The organism is Sphingomonas cannabina (assembly GCF_021391395.1).
Lineage (GTDB): Bacteria > Pseudomonadota > Alphaproteobacteria > Sphingomonadales > Sphingomonadaceae > Sphingomonas > Sphingomonas cannabina.
In genome coordinates, this window is the sequence record NZ_CP090059.1 from 3,059,324 (window position 1) to 3,083,751 (window position 24,428).

General features: G+C 67.5%; 21 protein-coding genes and 1 tRNA gene. 5 read left to right on the forward strand and 17 right to left on the reverse strand.

Annotation, left to right across the window (positions count from 1 at the left end; translation table 11 throughout):
• Window positions 1–32 precede the first annotated feature (32 nt).
• Both LZK98_RS14585 and LZK98_RS14590 read left to right on the forward strand, forming a co-directional pair.
• On the forward strand, window positions 33–443 hold the full coding sequence (locus tag LZK98_RS14585) for a DUF6766 family protein (protein WP_233783090.1): 411 nt from the start codon (window positions 33–35) through the stop codon (window positions 441–443).
• An 11-nt stretch (window positions 444–454) separates the two neighbouring features.
• Window positions 455–862 carry a low affinity iron permease family protein gene (locus tag LZK98_RS14590; protein ID WP_233783091.1) on the forward strand — a complete coding sequence of 136 codons (408 nt, stop codon included), beginning with the start codon at window positions 455–457 and terminating at the stop codon, window positions 860–862.
• A 102-nt stretch (window positions 863–964) separates the two neighbouring features.
• On the opposite strand, the gene LZK98_RS14595 is transcribed toward LZK98_RS14590, so the two are convergent.
• From LZK98_RS14595 to LZK98_RS14610, 4 genes are all read right to left on the reverse strand, one after another.
• Window positions 965–2,368, reverse strand: coding sequence for an NAD(P)H-dependent flavin oxidoreductase (locus LZK98_RS14595; RefSeq protein WP_233783092.1), 1,404 nt, complete (start codon window positions 2,366–2,368; stop codon window positions 965–967).
• Window positions 2,369–2,433: 65 nt separating this feature from the next.
• On the reverse strand, window positions 2,434–3,573 hold the full coding sequence (locus LZK98_RS14600; protein ID WP_233783093.1) for a glycosyltransferase: 1,140 nt from the start codon (window positions 3,571–3,573) through the stop codon (window positions 2,434–2,436).
• The gene (locus tag LZK98_RS14605; protein ID WP_406693350.1) at window positions 3,570–5,510 is read right to left on the reverse strand and encodes a potassium transporter Kup; all 1,941 of its coding nucleotides are present in this window, start codon (window positions 5,508–5,510) and stop codon (window positions 3,570–3,572) included. The genes LZK98_RS14600 and LZK98_RS14605 overlap by 4 nt, the downstream gene beginning before the upstream one ends.
• Window positions 5,511–5,642: 132 nt before the next feature.
• Window positions 5,643–6,110, reverse strand: a complete 468-nt coding sequence (locus LZK98_RS14610; RefSeq protein WP_233783094.1) for an Lrp/AsnC family transcriptional regulator — start codon at window positions 6,108–6,110, stop codon at window positions 5,643–5,645.
• Between the two features lie 133 nt (window positions 6,111–6,243).
• Between LZK98_RS14610 and ald the strand changes: the two genes are divergently transcribed.
• Window positions 6,244–7,350, forward strand: a complete 1,107-nt coding sequence (gene ald / locus LZK98_RS14615; protein WP_233783095.1) for an alanine dehydrogenase — start codon at window positions 6,244–6,246, stop codon at window positions 7,348–7,350.
• A 3-nt stretch (window positions 7,351–7,353) separates the two neighbouring features.
• Here ald and LZK98_RS14620 read toward each other — a convergent pair whose 3' ends face one another.
• The 9 genes from LZK98_RS14620 to LZK98_RS14660 all read right to left on the reverse strand — a co-directional run bounded on the left by LZK98_RS14620 (window position 7,354) and on the right by LZK98_RS14660 (window position 13,724).
• Window positions 7,354–7,995 (reverse strand): tetratricopeptide repeat protein, encoded by a 642-nt coding sequence (locus tag LZK98_RS14620; protein ID WP_233783096.1) that lies wholly within the window; start codon window positions 7,993–7,995, stop codon window positions 7,354–7,356.
• Entirely contained in the window at window positions 7,995–8,393 is a 399-nt protein-coding gene (locus tag LZK98_RS14625) for a cytochrome c-type biogenesis protein (protein WP_233783097.1), read from the reverse strand. Before LZK98_RS14625 ends, LZK98_RS14620 begins: the two co-directional genes overlap by 1 nt.
• 110 nt (window positions 8,394–8,503) lie before the next feature.
• On the reverse strand, window positions 8,504–9,031 hold the full coding sequence (locus tag LZK98_RS14630; RefSeq protein ID WP_233783098.1) for a DsbE family thiol:disulfide interchange protein: 528 nt from the start codon (window positions 9,029–9,031) through the stop codon (window positions 8,504–8,506).
• Window positions 9,028–11,070, reverse strand: coding sequence for a heme lyase CcmF/NrfE family subunit (locus LZK98_RS14635; protein ID WP_233783099.1), 2,043 nt, complete (start codon window positions 11,068–11,070; stop codon window positions 9,028–9,030). The genes LZK98_RS14630 and LZK98_RS14635 overlap by 4 nt, the downstream gene beginning before the upstream one ends.
• Entirely contained in the window at window positions 11,067–11,498 is a 432-nt protein-coding gene (gene ccmE / locus LZK98_RS14640) for a cytochrome c maturation protein CcmE (RefSeq protein ID WP_233783101.1), read from the reverse strand. The genes LZK98_RS14635 and ccmE overlap by 4 nt, the downstream gene beginning before the upstream one ends.
• Window positions 11,495–11,623, reverse strand: a complete 129-nt coding sequence (gene ccmD, locus LZK98_RS14645; protein ID WP_233783103.1) for a heme exporter protein CcmD — start codon at window positions 11,621–11,623, stop codon at window positions 11,495–11,497. The genes ccmE and ccmD overlap by 4 nt, the downstream gene beginning before the upstream one ends.
• The gene (gene ccmC / locus LZK98_RS14650; protein WP_233783105.1) at window positions 11,620–12,345 is read right to left on the reverse strand and encodes a heme ABC transporter permease CcmC; all 726 of its coding nucleotides are present in this window, start codon (window positions 12,343–12,345) and stop codon (window positions 11,620–11,622) included. Before ccmC ends, ccmD begins: the two co-directional genes overlap by 4 nt.
• A gap of 159 nt (window positions 12,346–12,504) precedes the next feature.
• Entirely contained in the window at window positions 12,505–13,557 is a 1,053-nt protein-coding gene (locus tag LZK98_RS14655; protein WP_233783107.1) for a Glu/Leu/Phe/Val family dehydrogenase, read from the reverse strand.
• A 90-nt stretch (window positions 13,558–13,647) separates the two neighbouring features.
• A tRNA-His gene (locus tag LZK98_RS14660) sits at window positions 13,648–13,724 on the reverse strand.
• Window positions 13,725–13,812: 88 nt separating this feature from the next.
• Here LZK98_RS14660 and LZK98_RS14665 point away from each other — a divergent pair.
• Window positions 13,813–14,490: a prolyl hydroxylase family protein gene (locus LZK98_RS14665; RefSeq protein WP_233783109.1), complete on the forward strand. Its 678-nt coding sequence runs from the start codon at window positions 13,813–13,815 to the stop codon at window positions 14,488–14,490.
• A gap of 201 nt (window positions 14,491–14,691) precedes the next feature.
• On the opposite strand, the gene LZK98_RS14670 is transcribed toward LZK98_RS14665, so the two are convergent.
• From LZK98_RS14670 to LZK98_RS14680, 3 genes are all read right to left on the reverse strand, one after another.
• Window positions 14,692–17,481: a TonB-dependent receptor domain-containing protein gene (locus tag LZK98_RS14670; RefSeq protein WP_233783111.1), complete on the reverse strand. Its 2,790-nt coding sequence runs from the start codon at window positions 17,479–17,481 to the stop codon at window positions 14,692–14,694.
• 84 nt (window positions 17,482–17,565) lie between these two features.
• Window positions 17,566–19,173 carry a hypothetical protein gene (locus LZK98_RS14675; protein ID WP_233783113.1) on the reverse strand — a complete coding sequence of 536 codons (1,608 nt, stop codon included), beginning with the start codon at window positions 19,171–19,173 and terminating at the stop codon, window positions 17,566–17,568.
• 219 nt (window positions 19,174–19,392) lie between these two features.
• Window positions 19,393–20,661: a metal-dependent hydrolase family protein gene (locus tag LZK98_RS14680; RefSeq protein WP_406693351.1), complete on the reverse strand. Its 1,269-nt coding sequence runs from the start codon at window positions 20,659–20,661 to the stop codon at window positions 19,393–19,395.
• Between the two features lie 82 nt (window positions 20,662–20,743).
• Here LZK98_RS14680 and LZK98_RS14685 point away from each other — a divergent pair, with 82 nt between their 5' ends.
• Complete coding sequence (locus LZK98_RS14685; RefSeq protein ID WP_233783115.1) at window positions 20,744–21,499, forward strand: copper homeostasis protein CutC; 756 nt, start codon at window positions 20,744–20,746, stop codon at window positions 21,497–21,499.
• Between the two features lie 3 nt (window positions 21,500–21,502).
• Here the strand turns inward: LZK98_RS14685 and galA are convergent, their stop codons facing one another.
• On the reverse strand, window positions 21,503–24,391 hold the full coding sequence (gene galA / locus LZK98_RS14690; RefSeq protein WP_233783116.1) for a beta-galactosidase GalA: 2,889 nt from the start codon (window positions 24,389–24,391) through the stop codon (window positions 21,503–21,505).
• Window positions 24,392–24,428 lie beyond the last annotated feature (37 nt).

The window sequence follows — 24,428 nt, forward strand, 5'->3', positions numbered from 1 at the left end:
TCTGTGTCATTCCGGTTGCGAAAGGCTCACCCATGAAGCGCTATGCCTATGCGTGGATCACCCTCGCCTTCTTCCTCGGTTCGCTCGCGCTGCACTGGTTCTTCGGCTGGCAAGCCTTCGTCGATGAAGCGACCCAGCACAGTCAGGCGCCGGAGGTTTCCGGCTATCTCCATGAGATGCTGCGCGATACCTTCGAGAACTGGCAGTCGGAGTTCCTCCAGCTGCTCTGGCAGGTCGTCGGCCTCGCCTATTTCCTCTACGTCGGCTCGCCGTCGTCCAAGGAGAATGACGATCGCGTCGAGGCCAAGATCGACGCGCTGATCCGTCTTCAGGCCGGCGAGCGCGGCGAGACGATCATCGATTCGATCGACGAACGCTATCTGCGTCACATCGGCCATTCCAAGCCGCACGCCCATGGCGAGCCCGCCGTTCCGATCAGCTGAGGGAGCCCACAGTGGACCGTATCTTCACCACGATCGCCGGCAGGATTTCCGGCTTCGTAGGCCAGCCGGTCGCCTTCATCCTGGCCGCGCTGTTCATCATCGTGTGGGGCGTGACCGGTCCGATCTTCCACTTCTCGGATACTTGGCAACTGGTCGTGAACACGGCCACCACCATCGTCACCTTCCTGATGGTGTTCCTGATCCAGAACTCGCAGAACCGCGACGCGGCGGCGATTCAGGCAAAACTCGACGAGGTCATCCGCACGCTCGACGGCGCCCGCAACCGCTTCATCGGCATCGAACACAAGACCGACGTCGAGATCGAGGAGATCCGCAAAGCACTGGAACAGGAATGCGAGGACGAAGAGGACTGGACGAGCACCGAAGCCTCGATCGCCAAGTTCCGTTGGCGGCGGTGATAGCGACTTCTTTTTCCTACCGTCATCCCGGCGAAAGCCGGGATCTCAGGCAACGGCACGAGATCCCGGCTTTCGCCGGGATGACGGTAAGAGGGGGCTTTCTCAATCCCCGGTCAGGATACGATCCACCAGCTGCTTCACAGTCGGGACAAAGCCATTGGAATAGAAGGGATCGCGCTTGAAGTTATAGGCCCCGTGCCCGGCGAACATCAGATTGTGATCCACCGGTCCGCCATGCGCGATGTCCTGCAGCGTCTTCTGGATGCAGAAGCTGCGCGGGTCGGCGAGGCGGCCGGTCGAGTTGGTCTCGGTATCCGCCCAGGACGAGAACTGGCACTGGCTGAGGCAGCCCATGCAGTCCGCCTGGTCCTTGCGGATCGTGCCCTTCTCCTCCGGCGTCACGAACACCAAGGTGTTGTCCGGCGTCTTCAGCGCATCGGTGAAGCCCGCACCGTACCAGGCCCGCGCGCGCAGCAGGTCGTTGCGCGTCACCCAGAAGTTCTTGCCCTTGACGCCGACATCGAGCTGGAAGGTGTGGTCGCCCGCCTCCTGCGTCGAGAAGGGGATCTGCCGCTCCGACCGCGCCTCAAGATTACGCAGGAAGGTGTTGCGCACCGCCGAGGAATAGAAGCCGGTCGGGGAGAAGCGGTGCAGCAGCACCTCGCCCTCCTCGATGTCCATCAGCTTCGCCTTCCACTCCTCCGGGATCGGGCTTTCCTTGGTGAGCAGCGGCCGCGTGCCGAACTGGAAGGCGATCTTGCCGAGCTCGGGATTGTCGATCCAGTCGTTCCAGTCGCGCAGATACCAGACGCCGCCCGCCATCACGATCGGCACGTCGTCGGACAGGCCGCCCTCGCGCATCGTCTCACGCAGCGCCTTGACGCGCGGATAGGGATCCTCGGGCTTCAGCGGGTCCTCGGCGTTCGACAGGCCGTTGTGCCCGCCGGCGAGCCACGGGTCCTCGTAGACCACCGCCGCCAGCCACTCCGCCGCCTTCGAATAGGCGCGCTTCCACAGCGCGCGGAAGGCGCGGCCCGAGCTGACGATCGGCAGATAGTTGACGCCGTAGGACGCGGCGATCTCCGACAGCTTGTAGGGCATGCCCGCGCCGCAGGTGACGCCCGCCACCAGCCCGCGCGTCCGCTCTAGCACGCCGTGCAGCACCCGCTGCGCGCCGCCCATCTCCCACAGCACGTTGATGTTGATCGCACCGGCTCCGCCGGCGATGTCCCAGGCGCGCCTGACCTGCTGCACCGCGCCCTCGATCGCATAGGCGATCAGTTCCTCGTGCCGGTCGCGCCGGGTCAGCGCATTATAGACCTGCGGAATGATGCGCCCTTCGGGATCGTAGCTGTCGGCGTTCACCGCAGACACCGTGCCGATACCCCCCGCCGCCGCCCAGGCGCCCGCCGACGCGTGGTTGGTCGCAGCCACGCCCTTGCCACCCTCGACAATCGGCCAGACCTCGCGGCCGTTGTAGATGATCGGCGTCAGCCCCTTGAACAATATAACCTCCGAAAAAATCCTGCCGACGCTAGACGGACATGCGGTGCAACGCGAGCGAAATTCGCTCAGCCAAGAACGCCCGGCCGTCCCATCGCGGCGCCATACAGCTCGGCATAGGCCGCGATCATCGCGCTCTCGTCGAATAACGCACGTGCGCGCGCCTGGTTCGCCTGGCCGATATGCCGGCGCGCACCAGGTTCGTTGACGAAATATTGGATGGCGTCGCGCAGATGGACCTCGAACCGGTCGTCCGGGATGAGCGGGCGGTTTTCCTCGGCGATCATCTCGCGGACGTCGCCGACAACGGGCGAGGCAATCGGCAATCCGGCCGCCATCGCCTCCATCACCGCGATCGGCTGCTGCTCGCTTTTCGACGACAGCGCGAAAATGTCGAACAGGCCGATGTAGCGCGCCGGATCGGGCAGGAAGCCCGGCAGCACCACCCGATCCTCGAAGAACATCGCCTCGGCGGTATCCAGAATCTTCTGCCGCTCCGGTCCCTCGCCGACGATCACCAGCCGGATGTTGCCGGCAAGCCCTCCGCAGGCGCGGACCAGCATCGGCAGGTCCTTGACCTCGCGCAGCCCGGCGACGGTGCCGATCACGACCTCACCCGCCTTCTTGACGAAGCTGGGTATCGCCTTGGGATCGGGCGTGCGGGCGTAGCGCGCCGTATCGATGCCGTTGGAGATGCGCCGGAGCCGCCCCGCCGGCTGTTTCCAGACGGTCCGCGCGATCTCCTCCAGCCTCAGCGACGGCACCACCAGTGCATGTGCGGCTGGCAGCGCCAGCCGGCGGTACATGTTCCGCACCGGATTGAGCCGCTTCGCCTCATCGGCGCCGAAGCCGTCCTCGTGATGGACCAGCGGCGGCAGGCCCTTGCCGAACACGCGGCGCGCCATCACCGCGTCGATCGCGCCCCAATTGTAGGTCAGCACCAGGTCGAACCGGCGCATGAACCGCGCCAGCGCCTCGTAGCGCGCGACGGAGGGCTTGCCCGTGAGCGCCGGCGGGTCCTGCGCGATCTCGTACTTGATGCCTTTGGCGATCGCGTCGCGGGCGTCGAGCTGATCCGGCACCCCGGACACGATCATATGCCGCGCCCGGTCGCCGAACGCGTTCATCAACCGCACCGCGCGCGCTTCCTTGCCGCCGAGCGAGAAGCTCGAATGCAGGTGGAGGATGTGGACGGGCGGACCGCTCAAATCTCGACCTGGCTCCCGAGCTCGACCACGCGGTTGGTGGGCAGGCGGAAGAATTCCATCGCGCTTTCGGCGTTGCGCAGCATCCACGCGAACAGCTGCTCGCGCCAAATGGCCATGCCGGGTCGCGACGAGGGCAGCAGCGTCTGCCGCGCGAGGAAGAAGCTGGTCTCCATCATCCGGAACTCGCCGTCGTGGGTCTTGATCGTCTTGAGTGCGGCGGGGACGTCCGCCTCCTGCATGAAGCCGAAGTAGAGGACGAGGCGATAGAAGCCCTGCCCCAGATCCTCCTGCTTCACCCGGCGGCTGTCGGGGACATAGGGTTCGTCGATGATCTTGACGGTCAGCAACACCACACGCTCGTGCAGCACCTTGTTGTGCTTGAGGTTGTGGAGCAGCGCGTGCGGCACTCCGTCGGCGGTGGAGGTCATGAACACCGCGGTGCCCGGCACGCGCGAGGCGGAGTTGGCGGCGGACTGGATGAACACCTTGATCGGCATCGCACTCTCGCGAAGCTTGTCGATCATCAGGTGCCGCCCCTTCGCCCAGGTCGTGAGCAGGGTGAAGATGACGAGGCCGACCAGCAGCGGGAACCAGCCGCCGTCGGGGATCTTGGTGAGGTTCGACGCGAAATAGGCGCCGTCGATCAGCAGGAAGGTGGCGACGGTGACGGTCGCCAGCACCTTGTTGACCCGCCAGACCCGGAACATCAGCACGCCAAGCATGCAGCTGGTGATAAACATCGTGCCGGTCACCGCGATGCCATAGGCGGCGGCGAGATTGGTCGAGCTCTGGAACGAGAACACCAGCAGCAGCACCATCACCAGCAGCGCCCAGTTGATCCCCGGGATGTAGATCTGGCCGGCGGCGGCGGCGCTGGTGTGGGTGATCCGCATGCGCGGGATGAAACCGAGCTGGATCGCCTGCTGCGTGACCGAGAAGGCGCCCGAGATCACCGCCTGGCTGGCGATGACGGTCGCCATCGTCGCCAGCACGACCAGCGGCAGCCGCCATTCCTCCGGCGCCAGGTTGAAGAAGGGATTCGCGACCGCGGCCGGATCGTTCATCAGCAGCGCCGCCTGCCCGAGATAGTTCAGGATCAGCGCGACGAACACGAAATACCAGGCGAAGACGATCGGCTTGCGTCCGAAATGCCCCATGTCGGCATAGAGCGCCTCGGCGCCCGTGACCGCGAGCACCACCGACCCCAGCGCGAGGAACGCCAGCACCGGATCGTGTGCGAAGAAATTGAAGGCATGATGCGGCGACAGCGCCTGGAGCACTTCCGGCCGGTCGACGATATGGACGATGCCGAGACCGGCAAGCGTCACGAAGTAGACCACCATGATCGGCCCGAACAGCTTGCCGACCAGGTCGGTGCCGCGCGCCTGCAGGAAGAACAGGAATACCAGGATCATGGTCGCGATCGGCAGCACGAACGGCTCGAACGAGCTCTGCACCACGGTGAGACCCTCGACCGCGGACAGCACCGAGATCGCCGGCGTAATGATGCTGTCGCCGTAGAAGAGCGCGGTCGCGAACACGCCGAGCATCACCAGGCCGGCCGACCAGCGTTTCGCCCCCGTCCGCCGCGTGATCAGCGCGAGCAGCGCCAGGCTGCCGCCCTCGCCCTTGTTGTCGGCGCGCATGATGATGAAGACATATTTGACGGTGACGATCAGCATCATCGTCCAGAAGATGAGGCTGATCACGCCGAAGATGTGGAGATGGTCGACCGCCAGCTTATGGTGGCCGATGAACGATTCCTTCAGTGCGTAGAGCGGGCTGGTGCCGATGTCGCCGAACACCACGCCGATCGCGCCGAGCACGAGCTTGGCGATGTTGTCGCTGCGATGATGGTAGGCGGAAGCCGACTCGTCGGCGGACGCCTCCCCGGACGCCGACGGGGCTTCCGTCGACGCTGATGCTGGCTGGTTCACGGGCGGAGAATCTGTGCCCGGGGGAAACGCATGTGGGTCATGTGAGACCGCATACCTGCTGTTCTACGAATAGGCGGCGCGCCTAGCACTCCGCCGCTCCCCCCGCAACACGGCATCGCCCGGGCGTGTCCCTCAGCCGAACAGCGCGTCGGCCTCGCTGCGGGTCGGCACCTGGCGGAGCACGAAGCTGCTGGCGATGGTGTTGACGCCGGGCAAACGCCCCAGATGCTCGCGATGGAGCCGCTCGTAATCGTCGAGGTCACGGCAGATGATCTGCAGGCGATAGTCCTGGTGCCCCGACACCAACGCGCAGGAGACGACACCGTCGATCGCCGATACCGCCCGCTCGAACTGGGCAAGATCCTCCTCGACCTGGGTCGAGAGGGTGATGTCGACCAGCGCGGTGACATGGAAGCCGAGTCGCTTGTGCCCGAGCCGCGCGCCATAGCCGAGGATATGGCCGGATGCCTCCAGTGCCTGGATGCGCCGCGAGCAGGCGGACTGGGACAGCCCTACCTGCGCCGCGATCTGGCTGACGCTCGCACGCGCGTCCTCGGCGAGAATCTTGAGGATCGCCGAGTCGATTCGATCGGTCTGCATGGATTCGTTGTTTATGATGGCCACTCTCAAGAATCTATGCACTTAACCCTCAATTGGAAACGCGACTTTGCACGGATTCGCGAAGCCCTTTCCGCTATGGGCGCGCCACAGAGAAAATCGAGGAGATCGTACGATGCGCGTCGGGGTGCCCAAGGAGATCAAGAACCACGAATATCGCGTCGGCCTGACGCCGCCGTCGGTGGCCGAGCTGACCGCGGCCGGCCATGAGGTGATCGTCGAGACCAAGGCCGGCCTCGGCATCGACTTCGAGGACCAGGACTATGTCGACGTCGGCGCTCGCATCGTCGGCAGCGCCGCCGAGGTGTTCGCCCAGTCGGACATGATCGTGAAGGTCAAGGAGCCGCAGCCGCAGGAGATCGCGCTGCTGGAGCCGCGCCATACCCTCTTCACCTACCTTCACCTCGCCGCCGACAAGCCGCAGGCCGAGGGGCTGATGAAGTCGGGCGCGACCTGCATCGCCTATGAGACGGTGACGTCGAGGACGGGCGCCCTCCCCCTGCTCAAGCCGATGAGTGAGGTCGCCGGCCGCATGTCGGTGCAGGTCGGCGCGCATTATCTCGAGAAGGAACAGGGCGGCCGCGGCGTGCTGCTTGGCGGCGTGCCGGGCGTGGCGCCGGCGCGGGTGGCGATCCTCGGCGGCGGCGTCGCCGGCGTCAACGCCGCGCAGATGGCGGTCGGCATGCGCGCCGACGTCACCATCTACGACATCAACAACGACCGCCTGGCCGAGCTCGACATGTTCTTCTCGAGCCAGATCAAGACCGCCTATGCCAGCAAGGCGGCGATCGCTGCGGCGGTGAAGAATGCCCATCTCGTGATCGGCGCGGTGCTGGTGCCGGGTGCGGCGGCGCCGAAGCTGGTGACGCGCGACATGCTGAAGACGATGAAGCGCGGCAGCGTGATGGTCGACATCGCGATCGACCAGGGCGGCTGCTTCGAGACCAGCCATGCCACCACCCATGAGGATCCGGTGTTCGAGGTCGACGGCGTGATCCACTATTGCGTCGCCAACATGCCCGGCGCGGTCGCGCGTACCTCGACCTTCGCGCTCAACAACGCGACGCTGCCGTTCGCGCTGAAGCTCGCCAACCTGGGCGCCGAAGCGGCGATGAAGGCCGATCCGCACCTCGCCAACGGCCTCAACGTCTACAAGGGCAAGATCGCGTTCAAGGCCGTCGCCGACGACCTCGACCTGCCGTATGAGGCATGGAAGGGCTGACGATCAGGGAGCCGGCGTCGCGCCGGCTCCCTCCTCGGCCAGATAGCGATCGAGCAGCCGCAGCCGCGTCCCGATCTCGTCGCGGTAGCTGGTCCCGGGCGGGCTCAGCCGATAGGCCCGCGCCCACCATTTGCGCGTTTCCGCGAACTGTCCCTCATCGAGATAGGCCACGCCGAGGAAGAACGGCGGCCCCGGATGCTCCGGCGCCAGCCGCATCGCCTGATCGAAGGCGAAGCGCGACGGCGCCGAGACGCTGCCGTCATGCGCGGCATAGGCCTGCCCCAGCGCCGTCCACAGCGCCGCATTCTGCTTGGCGCTGGCGATGCCGCCGATCAGCAGGCTGACCGCGCTCCCCTTCGCCCCCGAGCGCTGCAGCGCGTCGGCGGCGACGAAATAGGGTTCGGCGAAGGTGAAACGCCCGAACATCTTGAGCCGCAGCTCGCTCATCACCGGTTCGACCACGCCGGGCACCTTCGACGCCTCGGTCGGTCGGCCGGGCAGCATCGGCCGTCCCTGGAGCGCATAGCCCGCCGCCCCCAGCATCAACGCCGCACCCGCGAACGACCACAGCATCCGCGGCAATCGGAGCCGCCACAGCAGCGCCGCCGCGCCGACACCGATCAGGACAAGGACCAGCCAGCCCATCAGCCGCGCCTCCGCCGCCGGAAGCTCGCTCGGGCGACTAGCGCACCGAGCACGATCAGCACCACCGGCGCCAGCCACAGCGGCGCGGTCAGCGGGCTCATCGGCGGATCATAGGTCACATAGTCGCCATAGCGGGCGATCAGCCATTCGCGGATCGCCTCCGGCTTCTCGCCCGCCGCGATCCGCTCGCGCACCAGCGAGCGCATGTCGGCCGCCATGTCGGCATCGCTGTCGGCGATCGACTGCCCCTGGCAGACGAGGCAGCGCAGCGTCTCCATCAGCGCCTTGGCCTTGGCCTCCTGCGCCGGGTCGGGAAGCTGCGTGTTGGCATAGCGAGCGGCGGGAAGCGCGGTCTGGGCCAGTGCTGGAACGGCCAACGCCGTCAGCCACAAACCCATCGTTACCCCGGCCTTGTGCCGGGGTCCACGGCGCCGCGCACTCATCGATTCCGGCCCTTGCCGCCCGGTGGATGCCGGAACAAGTCCGGCATGACGGATGAGCGGGGCCGTCACCGCGCCTTCCTCACCGCTTCGAGGATCGCCGGCACCTCTTCGGGCCGGATATCGCCGATATGCTGCGAGACGATCACGCCGTTGCCGTCGATCACGAAGGTTTCCGGCACCCCCGACGATCCGAGCGCCAGCTGCACCTGGCTCGCCCTGTCGTCGCCGATCCGCTCGTAGGGATCGCCATATCGCCCGAGGAACCGCGCCACGTTCGGTCCGGTATCGCGCACCGCCACCGCGTCGATCCTCACGCCGGCCTGCTTGAGCGCCATCAGCTGCGGCGCCTCGGCGATGCACGGCACGCACCAGCTCGCGAACACGTTGAGCAGCCGCGGCTCGCCACCCTTGAAGTCGCGGGTCGCGAGCCCGGGCTTGTTCGGCTGGTTGGCCGGCAACGCGAACTCGGGGAGCGGCTTGCCGACCATCGCCGATTTGACGGTGCGGTCGGCCGGCTTGAGCAGTTGCCCCGCCACCACCCACAGGATCACCGCAAACGCCGCGAACGGCGCCCAGATCAGCCAGCGCTTCACGCGTAGGCCTCCCTCAGCGCGCTCCGCCGCTCACGCCGCACCCGGCCGATCAGCGACAATGCTCCTCCGATCGCGATCAGCGCGCCGCCGAGCCAGATCAGCGTCACGAACGGCTTCCACCACAGCCGAAGCTGCCATCGCCCGTCGCCGTTGTCCTTCCCCAGCACGGCATAGAGCTGCCCGTCGATCCGCGTGGCGATCGCCGCCTCGCTGGTGGTGGTCGGCGGATTGGCGAAGAAGCGCTGCTGCGGACGCAGCACGAACGGCCTGCCCTCCTCGCCGCGCGTCACGGTCAGATGCCCCTCCAGCGCCGACCAATTGGGTCCGATCGCCGGCGCGATGCCGTCGAGCGTCACCCGGAACGGCCCGACCTCGATCGGCGCGCCGATCCGTGCCGCCACCAGCCGCTCCTGGGTGAAGGCGCTGTCGCTCGCCATGCCGGCGAGGCTCACCGCGACGCCGAGATGCGCGACCACCATGCCCCAGGTGAACAGCGGCGTGCGGCGAAGGTCGCGCTTCCACAGCGGCGCCACGCTGGCCACCGCCAGCCCCGCCGCCAGCGCCAGCCCGGCGAACGGCAGCACGCCGATCGGGTGGGCCGCATCGGCCGCGAACACCACCAGCGCGACCCCGGCGAACAGCGTAACCGCGATCGGCGCGATCATCCGCCCGAGCAGCGCGTCCCAGTCGTCGCGCCGCCAGCGGATCAGCGGCCCCGCCGCCAGCGCCACCGTCAGCAGCAGCGCCACCGGCCCCACCGCCTTGTCGAAGAAGGGCTTGCCGACCGACAGCTGCACGCCGAACCCCGCGGCGACAATCGGATAGAGCGTCCCGATCAGCACCACGCCCAGGATCACGCTCAGCAGCAGGTTGTTGAGGACGAGGCCGCCCTCGCGGCTCAGCAGCTCGAATGTGTTGCCGGCCTTCACCGTGCCGATGCGGAGCGCGAACAGCAGCAACGCCCCGCCGATGTAGACCGCCAGCAGCGCGAGGATGAAGCTGCCGCGCTCGGGATCGACGGCAAAGGCATGGACGCTGGTGAGGATGCCCGATCGCACCAGGAACGTCCCGATCATCGACATCGAGAAGGCGACCACCGCCAGCATCACCGTCCAGGCCCGGAGGCCGTCGCGCGTCGCCAGCACCGTCACCGAATGGAGCAGCGCGGTCGCCGCGAGCCATGGCATCAGCGAGGCGTTCTCGACCGGGTCCCAGAACCACCAGCCGCCCCAGCCGAGCTCGTAATAGGCCCAATAGCTGCCGGCGGTGATGCCGATCGTCAGGAAGATCCACGCTCCCAGCACCCACGGCCGCATCGCCCGCGCGAACGCCGGGCCGACGTCGCGGGTCAGCAATGCCCCCACGGCAAAGGAGAAAGCCACCGACAGCCCGACATAGCCGAAGTAGAGCGTCGGCGGGTGGAAGGCGAGGCCGGGGTCCTGCAGCAGCGGGTTGAGCCCCGCGCCGTCCAGCGGCGCCGGGTCGATCCGCGCGAAGGGATTGGACGCGATCAGCAGGAACGCGAAGAAGCCGAGCGCGATCGCCGCTTGCGCCCCCAGCGTCGCCACCAGCGTCCGCTCGGGCAATCGGTGCTCGAGCACCGCGATCGCCGCCCCGGCGATGCCGAGCACGGTCACCCACAGCAGCATAGACCCTTCGTGATTCCCCCACGCGCCCGCGAACTTGTAGAGCCAGGGCTTCGCCGAATGGCTGTTCTCGACGACCAGCAGCACCGACATGTCGGAACGCAGGAATACCGCGATCAGGCAGGCGAAAGCGACGCAGGTCAGCACTCCCCCCACGATCGCGACAGGACGGACGGCTGCGAGGATCGCCCAATAGCCCTCTCCCCCTTGGGGAGAGGGTTGGGAGAGGGGCGGAGTCTCACCGAGACCGTCGCCCGCGGCATGCCCCTCTCCCCGACCCTCTCCCCGGAGGGGAGAGGGAGAAGAACGCAGCCCAATCACCGTCAGCAGAAGCTGCATCAGCGCCATCGCCGCGGCGAACCACAGCGCGGCGAGCCCGGCCTCGGCGATCACGGCGCGAGCGACTTCGACTTGTGCATCGCGCCGGCGACCTCGGGCGGCATGTAGCGCTCGTCGTGCTTGGCGAGCAGGTTGGTCGCCTTGAACGACCCGTCGGCCAGGAAGCTGCCCTCGGCGACCACGCCCGATCCTTCGCGGAACAGGTCGGGTGCGATGCCGGCGAAGCGCACCGGCACCTGGGCGACGCCGTCGGTGACGACGAAGGTCTGCGTGACCCCATCCGCCGCCCGCTTGAGCGACCCCTTCTCCACCATCCCGCCGAGCCGCACCGCCTTGCCGACCGGCACGCCCTTGGCGACATCGCCGGGCGCGTAGAAGAATGCCGCCTGGTCCCTCAGCGCCGACAGCGCCAGCAATCCTGCGGCGATCACCGCAACCACGGCGAGCAGGACGAGCGTCAGGCGCTGATGCTTGGCTTTCATGAGCGCTTGAGCTGCTCCGCCGCCTTCTCCGCCCGGCGCATCGCCCGCCAGCTTGCGAAGGCGACCGCCGCCGACGCGGCCAGCGTCAGCGCATAGGCGGCGGTGATGAAGGCCCAATGGTTCATGCTGCCGCCATCCGCCGCATCCGCGCCTCGACGCGCGTGGTCGCGATCATCGTCCGCATCCGCATCAGCACGATCGCGGCGAAGAACAGGGTGAAGCCCGACAGGGTGAAGCCCAATGGCCACAGCATCGATCCGTCGATGCTCGAGCTGGTGAGGCCGATGCTCTGCCCCTGGTGCAGCGTGTTCCACCACACGACGGAGTAGCGGATGATCGGCAGCAGCACGCTGCCCGCGATCCCGAACAGCGCCGGGATGCGCCCGTCGCCGCCGCGCTCAGCGTCGGCACGGCTCAGCGCCATGTACGCGCAATAAACGAAGAACAGCAGCAGCATCGAGGTCAGCCGCCCGTCCCACTGCCACCAGGTCCCCCAGGTCGGCCGCCCCCAGATCGATCCGGTGGCAAGGCACAGGAAGGCGAACAGCGCGCCCGGCAGCGCCGCAGCGCGCGCGGCGATGCTCGCCAGCGGGTGCCGCCAGACCAGATAGACGATGCTGGAAACCGCGATCGCGCTCCACCCGCCAAGCCCGAGCCAGGCGGTCGGCACGTGGATGTAGAGGATGCGGACGCTCTCGCCCTGGAGATAATCGGGCGGCGTCTGGGTAAGGCCGGCCCAGGCCCCGAACGCGATCAGCGCGACGCCCACCCAGAACAGCGGCGCCGTCAGCGGCCGGGCAATGCGCAGGAATCGCGCGGGATTGGCGAGGGCGTGGATCGCAGGCACGGACGCGTGTCTAGGGGCTTTCCGGCACCATTTCTACCATCGTCACCCCGGACTTGTTCCGGGGTCCACCGAGCGACATATCCAATATCACCATGCTGGCGGATCGGTGGATGCCGGAACAAGTCCGGCATGACGGTGAGTGACGCAAGCGCCCGCGAATCATCCCCGCCCGATCAGCCGCCGCGCGATCGTATCCGCGACGTCGCTCGCCGGCTGGCCGGTACGGTCGGCCTCGTCCCATACCTCAACCAGCCGGTCGGGGATGCGGGCGATGCGGGCCTCGACCTCGGCGCGGTCGCCCTGCCCCAGATATTCGAGCCCGACGTTGATGATGCCGCCCGCGTTGATCACATAGTCCGGCGCATAGAGGATGCCGCGCGCCGCCAGCCGCGCACCGTCCTCGGGCGTCGCGAGCTGGTTGTTGGCGCCACCCGCCACCGCCTTGCAGTCGAGCGCGGCGATCGAGGTCTCGGTCAGGATCGCTCCCAGCGCATTGGGGCTGACGATGTCGCAGGACACCGCCAGGATCTCCTCGGTCGGCACCACCTCGGCACCGATCTGTGCCGCCAGCGCCTTGGCCCGTTCGACGTTGACGTCGGCAATGGTGAGCCGCGCCCCGTCCGCCGCCAGCAGCCGCGCCAGCCCGCCGCCGACGCTGCCGACGCCCTGGATCGCGACATGGACGTCCTTCATGCCCTCGGCACCGAGCGCACGTTTCGCGGCGGCATTGACGCCGAGGTAGATGCCCATTGCGGTGAACGGCCCCGGATCGCCGCCCGCGCTGCCCGCCGCGACCGGCAGGCCGGAGACATGCTTGGTCCGCGTCGCGATCACCTTCATCCGCGCCTCGGACATGCCGACGTCCTCGGCGGTGACATAGCGTCCACCCAGCGACTCGACCGCGTCGCCGAACGCCTCGAGCTGCGCGGTGGTGATCTCCGTCCCCGGCGCGCTCGCCAGCACCACGCCCTTGCCGCCGCCCATCGGCAGGCCGGCCATGGCGTTCTTGTAGCTCATGCCCCTGGAGAGCCGCAGCGCGTCGGTCAGCGCCCGCTGGCTGTCGGCATAATGCCAGAAGCGCACGCCGCCGGCAGCCGGGCCAAGCGCGGTCGAATGGACCGCGATGATCGCGTGCATGCCGGACTTGGGGTCCGCGAACAGATGGACGCCTTCGTGATCGTCGTAATCGGGAAGATCCCAAGCCGAGCTCAATGCCGCCTCCGCGCTCAATCGAAAATTGCTCGCGCGGGCAATATTGTTTTAGCGGCCGGGGTGCCAGCCCAAAATGCAATGCTGTGGGAATGGGGCGATCGACGGGACTTGAACCCGCGACCCTCGGTACCACAAACCGATGCTCTAACCAACTGAGCTACGATCGCCGTGAAGCCGCGCGCTTAGCCGGGGTTTGCCCGGCAATCAAGGCGCCGGGGGCTGGAATCCGCACGCCGGCTTTGGCAGGGTCGCCGCATGGTCAGCCTCGCCCCTGACGCCCATGTCCAGCCCGCCCCCGGCTCCGGCTTTCCCGCCGAGCCGGTGATCGAGTCGATCATGGCGCGTCCGGGCGTGCAGCGCGTGCCCAGTCCCAAGCTGACATTGTTCATGCTCCGCGATTTCCTCGAGCCGGAGCTCTGCCGGTCGCTGATGGCCAAGATCGACAAGGACCGCCGCCCTTCGACCATCGCCGATGCCAATGGCGACTATGCCTTTCGCACCAGCGAGACCTGCGATCTCGACCCGAGCGATCCCGAGGTGGCGGAGGTCAAGCGGCGGATCGTCACTCTCACCGGCCTCGACCCCGCGCATGGCGAGCCGATGCAGGGGCAGCGCTACGAGGTCGGCCAGGAGTTCAAGGCGCACACCGACTATTTCGACCCGCGCGGCGCCGATTTCGCGCGCTACTGCAGCGTCGCGGGCCAGCGGACCTGGACGGTGATGCTCTATCTCAACGATGTCGAGGCCGGCGGCGCGACGCGCTTCAAGGCGATCGACAAGATCGTGCAGCCCGAAGCCGGCAAGCTGCTCGCCTGGAACAACCTGCGCCCCGACGGCACGCCCAACCCCGCCACGATCCATCATGCGATGAAAGTGCGGGCTGGCCTCAAATATGTGATCACCCAATGGTTCCGGGAACGGCCCTGGGGCTGACGGTCGCCGCCGTCCATCAATGAAAGGGCCGGCTGCACAATCGCGTGCAGCCGGCCGGAACAAGACGCTCACGATTAGAGTCGGATTCGGCCAGGTTTGAATCCGTTCCCCGGCGAAGGCCGGGGCCCAGCTGCGAGCGGTTCGAGACTGGGCCCCGGCCTTCGCCGGGGAACAGCCTCTTCAAGCCAGATGGATCGAACTTTAGAAGGTCGTGCTGAGCCCGATCGAGAAGACCTGACCGACGTTGTAGCGGTTGATGTAGACGACGTTGCCGTTGTCGAACGTCTGCCGCTCGTTGAACCGGGTCTTGGTCAGGTTGCGGGCCTCGAGCTTGAGCTCGAACTTGCCGCCGGCGAGCTCGAAGCCCTGGCGGGCGACGACGTCGAGGCGGATGCCGGGGCGCTCGACGATGTCCGGCTGGAACCCGACGCCCGACAGCAACGACGGGCCGCGGTTGGTCACGCGGTCGCTCGCATAGTTGAACAGCACCGTCAGCTGCGAGAGCTGCTGCGTGTCCTCGATGCCGAGCTGCAGGTTGACCAGATGATCCGACTGGCCGGTCAGCGGCGCGCCGTCGCGGAACTGGAGGTTCGCCGGGCCGAATCCGGTCGGACAGCCGCCGAGCGTCTGGTTGAGGACGTTCGGCACACAGCTCGAATCCGCGGTGATCTCCGAATGGGTATAGGTGTAGTTCGCGATCACCACCGCCCGGCGCGTGGCGAAGAAGCCGCCAAGCGTATCGAGCGGGAAGTACTTCTGCACCTCGACCTCGCCGCCGTACAGCTGCGCCTTGGGAAGGTTGGTGAAGCCGGTCTGCAGGCGGTCGTCGGCGCCGGTGTAGAAGCCGACCTGCTCGATCGGATTGTCGATCTTCTTGTAGAAGCCGGCGAGCGTGAACCGCTGGTCACGTGCGAAGAACCATTCGAAGCGGCCCTCGAAATTGAGCAGCTCAGAATCCTTGAGCAGCGGGTTGCCGAAGAACAGACGGTCCGAATCCGGATCGCGGAACTGCTGCGGCGCCAGTTCGCGGAACTGCGGCCGCGAGATGGTCTTCGAAGCGCTGGCACGCAGCTGCATGTCCGGCGCGAAGTTCCAGGTCAGCGTTGCCGCCGGCAGCCAATAATCGTTCTTGAGCTTGGTGGTGGGGCTCGCGACCGGCGTTACCCGCTGATCGCCGCTCTCGTAACGGACACCGATGACGGCCCGCAGGCCGTCGAGCAGCTCGCCTTCCGCCTGAGCATAGCCCGCGTGGATGCGCAGCTTGGCGTCATAGGCATAGGCACCGAGCGGCGTGTTGAACTGCATCTCGATCGTGCACGCGCCGGTGCCCTGGAGCGGACAGGCGTTGTTCACGACGTCGGGGCTCAGCAGATAGTCCGGCCGCAGCAGGTTGAAGGGATAGCCGGGCGCCGTGCCGCCGCCCGCGCTGGTCTGGTAGTTGAACTGCAGGCGCCGCGAGAAGCGGTCCGTGTCCGAATAATAATAGCCCGCCGACAGCGTGATCGGGCGCGGCGCGTCGATCTTGTACGACAGGTCCGCCTGGCCCGTCCAAAGGTCCTCGTTCAGGTCGGAGAAGATGATCGACGCGAACGGGGAGAAGCGCTGCGTGACCTGCCAGGCGCCGTTGCACTGGAAGCCGGTCGCGCCGTTGCCGCCGTCATATTGGATCGGCTGCCCCGTAGTCGTCGTCGACGAGCATAGATAGTCGAACTGGCGCTCGTAAGGCGCATTACGCTTCGAGTTGGCATAGGCACCGCGCACGTCGAGCTTGAACGCATCCGTCAGATGAAATTCGCCGACGAGCTGCGATTCGATCAGTTGCCGCTCGAACCAGTTGGTGTTCTGCTGGAAGCGCAGGCCGCTGGCGTTGTTGTAGACCTCCGCCGCCGAGCCGCGCGCCTGCTTGAGCACGTCACGGATATAGATGTTGGTCCAGCGGATCGTGTTCTCGCCGAACGAATAGCCGACGCCGAGCAGCGCGTTGCCGACGATATGATTGTCGGTGAGCAGCGTGTGGAAATCGTTGCGGATCGCACCCGTCTCGGTGACGCTGTCCTGCTGCAGGATCGAGCGCGTGCGGAAGCTGTTGCTGTAGCCGATCGACCCGATCACGCCCAGCCGGCCGCCGCCCATGTCGAACGCGCCGCCGCCGCTGATCTCGGCCGACCAGTTGGCGGGGAGCTGGTTGTTGCGCTGGAGCAGCGTGGTCGAGGCGTTGGACAGCTGCAGCACCTGCTCGGCCGGGATGAGGCCGGAGTTCTTGGTCGCGTTGCGGATGAAGTCCGGGACCTTGCGGGTACCGTCGTCGAAGCCCAGCCAGTCGGTGTCGCCGCCGTAATAGGTATAGCCGAGCTCGCTCGTCGTGGCGGTGTCCGCGGACAGCGAGCCGCCGACCTTGATGAAATTGTCGTCCGGGATCGCCTTGGTCGTGAGGTTGATCACGCCGCCGCCGAACTCGCCGGGATAGTTGACCGAATAGGTCTTCTGGATCAGCGCCGAACCCACGATCGTGGTCGGGAAGATATCGAGCGGGACCGAGCGGCGCAGCGGCTCGGGGCTCGGCAGCGGCGACCCGTTGAGCAGCGACGAGGAATAGCGGTCGCCGAGACCACGGACATAGACGAAGCCGTTGCCCACCACGCTGAGGCCGGTGACGCGCGTCAGCGCGCCGGCGATGTCGCCCTCACCAGTCCGCGCGATGTCGGCGCTCGAGAGCACCGACACCACCTGCGGCGTGGCGCGGATCGTGTTCGGGATGTGCCGGCCGACGACGACGATGTCCTGGGCCGCGCTAGGATCGACGCCAGGCGCGGAAATCTCGACGTCCTGCTGCTGATCCGTCTGCGGAGCCTGGGCATCCTGCTGCGGGGCAGCCGCCGCGGCCGGATCGCTGGCCGGAGGAGCGTTGCCGGTCGTCTGCGCCAACGCCGCCGGCGAAACGAGTTGCGAGGTCAGGAGAAGAAGGGTGGCGTAGGCGAGGCGTCGCTGCATGGCCGTGTCATCCAATGAGAATTATGGGCAAATGCCGGGGCGGCTTGGGAGCCGCCCCGACACGGTTGCGCATGTGCGTTCGCCTCAGCGGCCGTTGCAGGAGAAGTAGACCGAGTTGAACACCGGCGGGCCCTGGTCCTGCAGCGCCTCGTTCTTCGGGCGAATGGTCGAACGGTCGGACGCGCTGGTCTCGCCGGCGATCATGTTGACGCAGGCGACGTTCGTCGGCGTCTTCACGATGCCATTGACGAAGGTCATGTCGGCACCGCCGCGCAGACGGATCGCCGCCGGCGCATTCGCCGTCTGGATGAAGGTGAAGTTGGCGTAGCGGCCCCAGGTGCGGGGCAGCAGGTCCTCGGCACCGTTCGAGTCGATCTCGGTCGAGAAGGAGTCGGCGGTCGCGCCGGAGACCTTCTGCGCCGCGATCATGAACTGGATGAAGCCGCGCCAGCCGTTGTCGACGTCGAAGCCGTCGTCGTCGGCGCCGGTCACCGCGATATACTTGATGTTGCTGGTGCCGCCGAAAATCTCGATGCCGTCGTCGGCCGAGTTGTGGCTCTGGATGTGGTCGAGCACCGTGCCCGAGCCGGTCGCGCCGAGCGTCAGGCCCTGCAGCTCATTGCCGTCGGAGATGGCGATGCCGCTGTAGCGGATCTGGACATAGGACATCTGGCCGCTGCTGTCGTTCTCGGCCGTGCCGCCGTAGAAGCGGCCGGTCACGCCTTCGATCGCCTGCTGGCAAGGCGTGCCGCTGGTGCCGCCGGTGCCGGTCGCGCAGACTGCCGTGGTCGAACGGCCGAGCAGGATGATGCCACCCCACTGGCCCTGCGTCGAATCGCTGACGCCGTTGTTGGCGAGGTTCTGCTGCGAGGTGAAGATGATCGGCGCGGTGCGGGTGCCGATGGCCTGGATCTTCGAACCGCGGTTGACGAGCAGCAGGTCGTTGGTGGGCTCGCTCGAATCGGCCGCGATCACCACGCCGGCCTCGATCGTGAGGGTCACGCCCGCACCGCCGGTGGCGCCGAGGTCGGTGCCGACCTCGGTCTGGCCGCGAAGGCGATAGAAGACGCCGGGAATCTTCGGCAAGGTGAGATTGGCCGTGATCGCCTGCGGAATACGGCAGGCGCGGAAGGTCTGCACCAAGCCGTCGTCGGTCGTGCCGGTCGGGCAAGCCGCGGCGCTGCCTCCGGTGCCGACGGCCGGCACGGCGGTGCAAGCCGCGCTGGCGCCGCCGAAGTTTGCGCTGGTCGAGTTGCAGGTCCAGTCCTGGAAGGCCGTGTCGGTCGGGCCGTTGAGGGCACCGGCATAGTTGGTGCTGGTGAAGAAGGCATTGAGCGTCGAGGGATCGGTCGCCGGCGTCGCCGAGGTAGCGCTCGTCGGGTAGACGCCGTTGAGGAGGCTCGAGGCGTTCGCCGTGCCGTTCACATTGTTGTTGCTGCCGGTGTTGACGATCACCAGCTGCTCGTCGGCGGTGATCGTGAGGCTGCCCTGCGTCGTCGCCGCTGCGAACTGTGCCGCGGTGATCGGGCCGGTCGGAGTCGGCGTGGGAGTCGGGGTCGGCGTCGGAGCCGGCGGAATGACGATGGTGCCGCCGCCCGGCGAGGCGACGTTGTCCGCGCCGTTGCACGATGAAAGCGCCGCCGAGGCGGCCGTCGTCAAGAGAATAAGGCCGAGGCGCTGGAAGCTTCGCATGAGGGTCTCCGTGTCCGATCCGACGGTTGTGCGGGAAGGGCCTGTTTTGCCCGGGATCGACTCGGTTCCCCCCGGCCGACCTTGCCGTGGTCGCTAGGGGCGCTGTGTGACGGCGAGATGCCAGTTCAGCGACGTTTCGGAGACTCTGAGATGACAGTTGGATGCCATTATGAAGTCGTTTCAGCGACTTATCGATGACTATTCGATGACACTCATGGACTAACGCAATGAATCAAAACGCTTTCCTGCCTTGAGCACAAGCGCGACATGCTCGATCGCGGCGATGTCCTTGGTCGGGTCGCCGTTGACCGCGATCAGATCGGCGGCGAGGCCCGGCCGAACCGCGCCTATCCGATCCTGCCAGCCGAGGATCGCCGCATTGCCCGAGGTCGCGACGATCAGCGCCTGCGCGGGGCCGAGGCCCCATTCCGCCATCAGCTCGATCTCGCGCGCGTTGCGGCCGTGCGCAAAGACGCCGGTGTCGCCGCCGGCGCACATTCGGACGCCCGCCTTGCGCGCGACGGCGAAGCTCGTCCGCTTGCCCGCAATCGCTGCCGGCTCGGGTCCAGCGCCATTCCAGCCGGCGTAGCGCGCGATCGCATCGGAAGCCGCCAGCGTCGGGCAATAGGCGACATTCCTCGCCTTCATCAGCGCGAATACCTCGGCGGTACCGTCGTTGCCGTGCTCGATCGTATCGGCACCGGCCAGGATCGCGCGCCGCATCCCCTCTGCGGTGCTGGCGTGGACCGCGACCTTCCGGCCCGCATCGTGCGCGGCGGCGATACCTGCGGCGAGCTCCTCCTGGCTGAAGGTCGCGCGGCTCGGCTCGCCCGGCCCCCAGCGATAGTCGGCGTAGAACTTCACCCAATCTGCCCCGCGCGCGATCTGGCGCCGCACGCCCGCGACGACGCCCTCGACGCCGCTCACTTCCTCGGCGCCCTGCGGCACCTCGAAGGCATATCCCTTGGGACCATAAGCGCCGGTCGCGACCAGCGCGCGATTGGCGATCAGCAGCCGCGGCCCCGGCACGATCCCCTGCGCGATCGCCACCTTGAGCCCCGCATCGGCATCGAGCGCTCCCTCGGTGCCGAGGTCGCGCACGGTGGTGAAGCCCGCCGCCAGCGTCGCCCGCGCCGCCGCCACCGCGCGCGCGGTGCGGAGCGCTAGGGGCTCCGTCACCACCTGATCGTTCCAGCTCGTCTCGTTATAGGGGTGCAGGAACAGGTGGACGTGGAGATCGATCAGCCCCGGCATCAAAGTCGTACCGGGCAAGGCGATTGTCTCGCTTCCGATCGGCGCCGTCACGTCGGGACCGGCCGCTACGATCTTCTCGCCTTCGACCAGCACCTTCCAGCCTTCGTGCGGCTTGGGATCGACGCCGTCGAACACGCGATCGGGCACGAGGAGGATCGGATGCGAGACGTCCTGCGCATTCGCCGCCGGCATCATCAACAGTGCAGCCATCACGGCGAGCGTGCGTCCGAACATCACCGACTCCCTTCCCTCCGCTGCTAGACCGGATCGTGTCGGCCGCGAAGGGCCCGTCTGGAATTGGCAAGCCTTTCGGGCCATGAGGCAGATCATGCTGGAAATCTGTGTAGACGAAGCGGCCGGTATCGCGGCAGCGATCGACGGTGGGGCCGACCGGATCGAGCTCTGCGCCGCGCTGTCGCTGGGCGGGCTCACGCCCCCCGCGTCGCTGATCCGCCATGCGGCCGGAGCGCCGATCCCGGTCCACCTGCTCGCCCGCCCGCGCGAGGGGGATTTCCGATACGAGGCCGACGAGGCAACGCTGGTCGCAGCCGATATCGACGCAGCGGCAGAGGCAGGGCTGGCAGGGGTGGTGATTGGCGCCAGCGGATCCGATGGCGGACTGGACGCGCCGCTGCTTGCGCGGTGGGTGGCCCATGCCCGCGCCGCCGCCGCCAGGCGCGCCCGGCCGCTATCGCTCACGCTGCACCGCGCTTTCGACCTCACGCCCGACCCGCTGGCGGCGTTGGAGACCGCGATCGAGCTGGGCTTCGACCGTATCCTGACGTCCGGCGGTGCACCACGCGCCGCCGATGCGCTGCCCATGCTGGCGTCGCTGGTCCGTCAGGCGGAGGGACGGATCATCATCCTCGCCGGAAGCGGCGTCGACGCGGCGACCCTTCCCGCGATCCTCGATACCGGCGTCACGGAGGTCCATGCCTCGTGCCGCAGCCCAGCCGGCACGGCCGGTGAGACGGAGCAGCGGTTCGGCTTCCAGGCAGGGCCGCGTCTGCGTACCGACCGGGGCAAGGTCGAGGCACTGCGCAGCCTGCTCGACCGGGCGGCAGCTCCCTGAGCTTCAGCGCGGGAGCACGTCCACCGATCCGAGGATACCTGACTCTGCTCCTGCCGACGCCTCGATCACCAGCACCACGACGCGCGGCTTCGCGCCTGGCGGCAGGTTGGCCTCCAATGGTGCCGGCGCGGTATCGGCCTTGTCGGCGAGCTTCTGCCCGTCGACCCACAGTTCGGCGCGGCCGCCGATGCGCTCGAACCGGATCACTCCACCCGCGGCCGCCATGCGCTTCCAGGGCGTGAACCGGCTGCGATAGACGCGCCAGCCCGCCTGGGGCTCTGCAGGCGTCGGCGTGCCGCTGCGGACGAAGGCCCAGCTGTTGTTGTCATCGTCCGAGGGGGCGAGCGTCGGCTCCGGCCGGGCCGCCAGCAGGGGGGAGCGCCGCCATTCGCGGACCGACATGACCGGCGGCGTCACCGGCACCTGCGGCCGCGGCGCAATGTCGGCGCGGTCGAGTGCCAGCGTCGCGGGCTTCAATCCCTCGGCCGTGGCAGTGATCCGGATCCTGCCTCGTCCCCTGCCCGCTCTGACGATGAGCTGTGCGAGGCCGTTGAACAGCGACCGGCTGCCGCCCTGCTCGGGTTCGTGGCTGTTGGGGTCGCCGTTGCCGACGCCGATGATCGTCCCGCCCTCGACGACGAAGCGCGTCATCAGGTTCGCCGTCGGCACATGACGGCCCCTGGCATCGACCGCGTCGATCGTGATCGGCTGCACATCCTCGTCGTCGCCCGCCATCACCGTTCGAGCGGGCGTGAGGCGCAGCGCGACAGGTGGTCCTGCGGTCTCGTGAGAAGCGCGCGCGACCACTTTGCCGCCCCGCATCGCCACTGCCTCGATCCGTCCCCCTTCGTAAGGCACCTGCCATGCGTTGCCCATGATCCGGTCGGCCTGCTGCACACCGAGTTCGCGACCGTTGAGGCTGAGCGCGATCGTCTCGGCATTGGCGATCGCGAAGATGCGGATCGCCTGCCCTTCACGGCCCGGCCAGGTCCAATGCGGCGCCAGGAACAGCACCGGCCGGTCGTCGATCCAATGCGCGCTGTGGATGCCGAAGGCCGTCTTGGGAAAGCCGCACAGGTCGAGGATGCCGAAGAAGCTGGAGATCGTCGGCCATTCGTGAGGCGTCGGCTCGCCGTGATAGTCGAACCCGGTCCAGACGAAGCCGCCCGCGACGAACGGCCGCTCGGCGATCTTCCTCCAGCTTCCCCGATGCGTATCGCCCCAGGATGCCGCCTCGTCGTCGTAGGAGGTGATCACATGCCGCGCCGGATCGCTGGAGAAGGCGCCGCGCGTCTCGAAGGCGCTGGTATCCTCCGAGCTGGTGATCGGCTTGGTCGGGTTCAGCCGATGGAACTTGTCATAGTCGTTCTGATAATAGTTGAACCCCATCACATCGACGACGGTCGAGACATTGGCCGGGTTGTAGAAGGACCCGTTCATCGCCGCCGTGATCGGCCGGCTGTCGTCGAGCCGGCGTACCGCGGCGGCCATGCGGCGGACCATCTCCACCCCCGCCTCGGTGCCCTGCATCGGCTCCTCGTTGAACACCGACCACAGGATCACGCTCGGATGATTGCGGTCGCGCCGCACCAGCCATTCAAGCTGGGCGAGATAATCGGGCGCCGGGTTGAAGTTACGGTTCTCGTCCATGACGAGGAAGCCCATCCGGTCGCACCAGTCGAGCAGCTCCGCATTGGGCGCGTTGTGCGACATGCGGATCGCGTTGCAGCCCATCGCCTTCAGCCGCTCGAGCCGCCACGCGAGCAGCGCGTCCGGCACCGCTACGCCGACACCGGCATGATCCTGGTGGAGGCAGACGCCCTTCAGCTTCACCGGACGATCGTTGACGAACAGGCCCTTGTCGGCATCGAAGCGGATCGTGCGGAAACCGATCGCGATGTTGCGCTCGTCGACCGCCCTGCCCTCGCGCAGCACGCGCGTGCGCACCGTGTAGAGCGTCGGCTCCTCGACCGACCAGACCCGCGGCGCATCGGCATTGAGCCGCAGCACCGCCTCGGCACGGTCGAGCACCGGCACGCTCGCCTCGACCCGCTGCACGGCGACCGAGCGGCCGTCCGGATCGATCAGTTCCGCCTCGACCTCCACCGAAGCCGGCGCATTCTCGATGTTCCCGAGTGTGACGGTGACCGGCACATGCCAGCCGTCTGCGTTGCGGCGTGGATCGCAATGCACCCCGTCCGACACGATCGCCACCGGCGCCCGGCGGACCAGCCAGACATGGCGGTATAGGCCGGCACCTTCGTACCACCAGCCTTCCTTGGCATCGGCATCCACGCGCACGGCGATGACGTTCGTCTCGTCACCGAAGCGCGCGAACGGGGTCAGATCGACATAGACGCTGTTGTAGCCCGACCAGTTGTGGGCGACGACGCTGCCGTTGACCCAGATCGTCGCGTTCGTCGCGATCCCGCCGAAATGCAGCTCGATCGTCCTGCCGCGATCCGCCGGATCGAGCCGGAGCGTCCGCCGGTACCAGCCGATGCCGCGCGGGCGATAGCCCTGCGACACATTGGCGGTCTCGACAAAGGGTTGAGACGCGGCCCAATCGTGCGGCAGCCGGACCTCCCGCCAATCGCTGTCGTCATAGACGACCGCAGCGGCGCCCGGTGCGTTACCCGCCTTGACGCTGAGATAGGTGGCGTTGTGCCCGACCGGCTCGGGCATCGGGATGTCGCCTTCGTGGAAACGCCAGCCGAGATCGAGCAGCGTGCGCGAAGGGTCGCTCTCCGGCAGGCGCGGCGGCAGGGACCGGATCGGCGGCGGCATGGGGAAGCCGTCGTCCATCCCGCGCGGCGGCGCAGCCAGCACCGGCCGGACCGAAAGCATCGCCCCCATTCCCGCGCTGCCGAGAAGGAGCTGGCGGCGATCCATCGGGGTACTCCTACTCGAACAAGAACGATGAGGGCGC